Annotated in this window: 6 protein-coding genes; 4 read left to right on the forward strand and 2 right to left on the reverse strand. The window is 66.4% G+C overall.

The features are described from left to right. Positions 1–18 precede the first annotated feature (18 nt). The 3 genes from WBF82_RS06925 (at position 19) to WBF82_RS06935 (ending at position 1,648) form a co-directional block, all read left to right on the forward strand. Positions 19–450, forward strand: coding sequence for a MarR family winged helix-turn-helix transcriptional regulator (locus tag WBF82_RS06925; RefSeq protein WP_424382330.1), 432 nt, complete (start codon positions 19–21; stop codon positions 448–450). Between the two features lie 29 nt (positions 451–479). Beyond that, positions 480–1,298 (forward strand): TrmH family RNA methyltransferase, encoded by an 819-nt coding sequence (locus WBF82_RS06930; protein WP_424382331.1) that lies wholly within the window; start codon positions 480–482, stop codon positions 1,296–1,298. Positions 1,299–1,375: 77 nt separating this feature from the next. After that, a complete protein-coding gene (locus WBF82_RS06935) occupies positions 1,376–1,648 on the forward strand; it encodes a DUF2537 domain-containing protein (RefSeq protein WP_424382326.1) in 273 nt (90 codons plus the stop codon). Here the strand turns inward: WBF82_RS06935 and sepH are convergent. Together sepH and serC are read right to left on the reverse strand one after the other, a co-directional pair. Then, positions 1,645–2,427 (reverse strand): septation protein SepH, encoded by a 783-nt coding sequence (sepH, locus tag WBF82_RS06940; protein WP_424382327.1) that lies wholly within the window; start codon positions 2,425–2,427, stop codon positions 1,645–1,647. The genes WBF82_RS06935 and sepH overlap by 4 nt on opposite strands. A 126-nt stretch (positions 2,428–2,553) precedes the next feature. Beyond that, the gene (gene serC / locus WBF82_RS06945; RefSeq protein ID WP_424382328.1) at positions 2,554–3,672 is read right to left on the reverse strand and encodes a phosphoserine transaminase; all 1,119 of its coding nucleotides are present in this window, start codon (positions 3,670–3,672) and stop codon (positions 2,554–2,556) included. 184 nt (positions 3,673–3,856) lie between these two features. Here serC and WBF82_RS06950 point away from each other — a divergent pair. Then, positions 3,857–4,188 (forward strand): diiron oxygenase (locus WBF82_RS06950; protein WP_424382329.1); only part of this gene is annotated, 332 nt, incomplete at its 3' end.

Raw genomic sequence — 4,188 nt, forward strand, 5'->3', positions numbered from 1 at the left:
GTCGTAACGTTCGCGATTGTGATCGATCGTGATAGCCGGTTGGCTAGCGACCTGTCGTTGGCGGTGATGCGGCTGTCCCGGCAGCTGCGATTCCGCCGGCCGCAGTCCCCGGTGTCGTTGTCGCAGCTGTCGGCGCTGGCGACGTTGGCCAATTTCGGCCCGATGACCCCTGGCTCGCTGGCCATCAGAGAACGGGTTCGCCCGCCGTCGATGACGCGGGTAATCGCCTCGCTGGCCGATCTTGGTTTTGTGGACCGCGTTGCGCACCCCGACGACGGCCGACAGGTCTTGGTGTCAGTCTCTAAAGCCGGCACCGAACTTCTTGAGGCCGAACGCCGAGCCAGCCAGGAGTGGCTCGCGCAGCGGCTCGAGACCCTGGGCGATGCCCAACGCGATACCTTGCGCGACGCCGCCGACCTGATCTTGGCCCTTGTCGACGAAAGCCCTTGAGTTCAGCCGACTTTGACCGCGCCGATGGCATCGACGGTGTGGTCGTCATCGATATCACCGATCCGGGCGACGCACGGCTGGATTCTTTCCGGGATTTGAACAGCATCGACCGTCGGCCCGACCTGCCAAGCGGCAAGGGGCTGGTGATCGCCGAGGGTGTGCTGGTGGTCCAGCGCATGCTGGCGTCGCCCTTTACCCCGTTAGCTTTCCTCGGCACCGACCGCAGACTCGCTGAGCTCAAGGCAGATCTGGCCGGTAACTCCGCACCGTTCTATCGGGTATCCGCCGAGGTGATGGCCGAGGCGGTCGGCTTTCATCTCAACCGCGGGGTACTGGCGGCCGCGCGTCGTGAGCCCGCGCGCAGCCTCGCGCAGGTAGTCGACGGCGCTGGGACCGTCGCGGTGCTCGAGGGCGTCAACGACCACGAAAATCTGGGTGCGATCTTTCGCAACGCCGCGGGTCTGTCCGTCGATGCGGTGGTGTTCGGCAGCGGCTGCGCTGATCCGCTGTATCGCCGCGCGGTGCGGGTCTCCATGGGCCATGCCCTGCTGGTGCCGTATGCGCAAGCGGCCGACTGGCCAGCAGACTTGAAGACGTTGCGCCAGAAGGGGTTTCGGCTGCTGGCAATGACCCCTAGCCCTGACGCGATACCGTTGCCCGAGGCAATGGCCACGGTGTGCGACGAGCGGGTCGCGGTGCTGGTCGGCGCCGAAGGGCCAGGCCTGAGCCGCGCTGTGCTGCAGCTGAGCGATCTGCGGGTGCGCATCCCGATGTCACGCGGCACCGACTCACTGAACGTCGCCACCGCAGCGGCGTTGGCATTCTATGAGCGGGCTAGGCTCGGCTGATGATCCGCGCCGGCGACGAACATGACGAGTAGCGATGAGGTGGGGGCACCACCCGCTTGCGGGGGAGAGCGGCGCTAGTGATCGACGAATCCACGCCGTGGGCAACGGGTTTGACGGTGGCCGGGTTTGTCGCCGCGGCAACCGGGGTCGCCGTCGTGGTGCTGAGTCTGGGGCTGATCCGGGTGCATCCGTTGTTGGCCGTCGGGCTCAACGTCGTCGCGGCCGGGGGTTTGGCGCCAACGCTATGGGGATGGCGGCACACGCCGGTACTCCGTTGGTTGGTGATGGGCGCCGGAGTGGGCGTGACAGCCGGCTGGGTGACTCTGGTGTCGATGGAGCTATTCCGCTAGCGCTGCCCGCTGGAACGGACACCGAGCAACACGTCTTCCCATGCCGGCACCGGTGGCTTGCCACGTCGGCTGCGTGCAGGCTCGCTCTTGGGTTCGACCGTCGGGGCTTCCACCGGTGCGGGTGCGGGCTCGTCGAAGTCGAGCTGGGCGACGGGGGCCACTGGCCGCAGCACCGGGCGGTCGAAATCGGGATCGATCAGCTCACTGGCTGGATCGTCGAGCGCGGTGACCGTCCCGCCGTGAGCGCCGGGGCAGTAGCGGAAATGCGCGAGGATGTCGCTGCGCCCGGCCTTCCAGCCCAGTTGGACGGTCCACCGACCATCCTCGTTACGCCAGGCGTCCCACGTGGTGATGTCCGGATTGAGGCCACGCGCCACCAGCGACGACGTGACGGTTTCCAGCAGCGTCAGCACCGCGGGGCCGTCGGCGAGGACGGGGTGTGCAGCAGTTGCCAGCTCGGCTGCGCGCGAACGCTCCAGCAGCACCGGGTGGGCGAAGCGCTGCACGCGCTCGACATCCACCCCGGCGGCCTCCGCGACTTGCTCGACGGATGCGCCCGCGCGGATACGGGCCTGTATTTCCTTGGGACGCAGCATGCTGGGGACCTCGATGTCGATATGGGTCTGACCCACTCGGACCCCGTCGCCACGCGCAGCCGCCCTTAGCCGGTCGTCGACCCGAATCTTGAACTTGTCGCCCGGATCCCCGTTGTCTCGGGTGCTTTCGCAGATGACATGTTTGCCATCAACATCGAGTCCGACGATCGTGAGTTCCCGCATGGTGTCTCCTCGCAGGCTCCTCGCAGACCAGCGCGCCAGGCCTGTCAGCTGCGGACTCTAGTGCAGTCAGCGGCCGTTACCGTTTTGACACGCGGGAGCCACCTGGGCTTCTTTTCCGTGAGCGAGCTATAGCCGCTCGACCACCCAGTCGATGCACTCGGTGAGGGCGCTGACGTCGTCAGGCTCGACCGCCGGGAACATCGCGACCCGCAACTGGTTGCGGCCGAGTTTGCGGTACGGCTCGGTGTCGACGATGTCGTTGGCGCGCAACACCTTGGCCACCGCCGCGGCGTCGACGTCATCGTTGAAGTCGATGGTGCCCACCACCTGCGAGCGCAGCCCGGGCTCGGCTACGAAAGGCGTTGTGTAGGGCCGTTCCTGGGCCCAGCTGTACAGCCGCTGCGACGAGTCCGCGGTGCGCTTGACCGCCCACTCCAGCCCGCCGTTGCCCAGCAGCCACTCGATCTGCTCGGCCAGCAGCACCAGCGTGCCGATGGCCGGAGTGTTGTAGGTCTGGTTCTTGAGGCTGTTCTCCACCGCGATCGGCAGCGACAAAAAGTCCGGCACCCATCGCCCCGACTCGGCGATGGCCTCAATCCGGCCCAGTGCGGCCGGGCTCAAGATCGCCAGCCACAATCCGCCGTCGCTGGCGAAGTTCTTCTGCGGCGCGAAGTAGTAGGCATCGGTATCGGCGATGTCGACGGGCAGGCCGCCGGCACCGGAGGTGGCGTCGATGACGATCAGCGCATCGCCGGCGCCGTCGGGCCGCGTTATCGGCACCGCGACCCCTGTCGAGGTCTCGTTGTGCGCCCAGGCGATGACGTCGACCGACGGGTCGCTTTGCGGCTCGGGCGCGCTGCCCGGGTCGGCTTTGATCACGATCGGCTCGCCCACGAACGGGTTCTTGGTGACCGCCGAGGCGAACTTCGAGCTGAACTCGCCGTAGCTCAGGTGCAACGACCGCTTGTCGATCAGCCCGAAGGCCGCGGCATCCCAGAAAGCCGTGGCTCCGCCGTTGCCCAACACCACCTCGTAGCCGTCCGGCACCGAGAAGAAGTCTCGTAGCCCGTCGCGCACCCGGCCGACAAGGCCTTTCACCGGTGCCTGGCGGTGCGAGGTGCCGAAAAGCGCAGCGGCGCTGGTAGAGAGCGCTTGCAGTTGTTCGGCTCGGACCTTCGACGGGCCGGAGCCGAACCGTCCGTCGCCGGGTTTGATGTTGTCGGGAATCGCGAGCGCCTCAGCCATGATCACCAGGTTAGTGACCCGCCCGCGCCCGCTGATCACGCGGGCGGCGTGTGACGCAAGTCACAGTGTACACATGTTCACGGGTGGGCCACAGTGGCAATCAAGGGTCTAGAAAGTTTGCGATACCTGCGGTACTGTCGTTGGACATAGCGCGTACAAATGTAAACCTCATTGGGAGGCTGTGATGGCCCAGAAGACGGCTCGGACGAAGATGGTGCGACGTTGGCGCCGCAACATGGATGTCCTGGACGACCCGAAGTACGTGGAGATGCTCAACACCCTGTCCGAGGGCTCGGTGCGACGCAATTTCAACCCGTACACCGACATCGACTGGAAGTCCCCCGAGTTCGCGGTCATCGACAACGACCCGCGCTGGAAGCTGCCGGCAACCGACCCGCTGGGCCGGCACCCCTGGTACCAGGCGCAGTCGGATGAACGCCAGATCCAGATCGGCATGTGGCGTCAGGCGAACGTCGCCAAGACAGGCCTGCACTTTGAGTCGATCCTGATCCGCGG

Source organism: Mycobacterium sp., assembly GCF_049673265.1.
Lineage (GTDB): Bacteria > Actinomycetota > Actinomycetes > Mycobacteriales > Mycobacteriaceae > Mycobacterium.

Excerpts from the sequence above, each read along its gene's own strand:
- sepH (WP_424382327.1), bottom strand. The coding sequence starts at position 2,427 with ATGCGGGAACTCACGATCGTCGGACTCGATGTTGATGGCAAACATGTC.
- serC (WP_424382328.1), bottom strand. The coding sequence starts at position 3,672 with ATGGCTGAGGCGCTCGCGATTCCCGACAACATCAAACCCGGCGACGGA.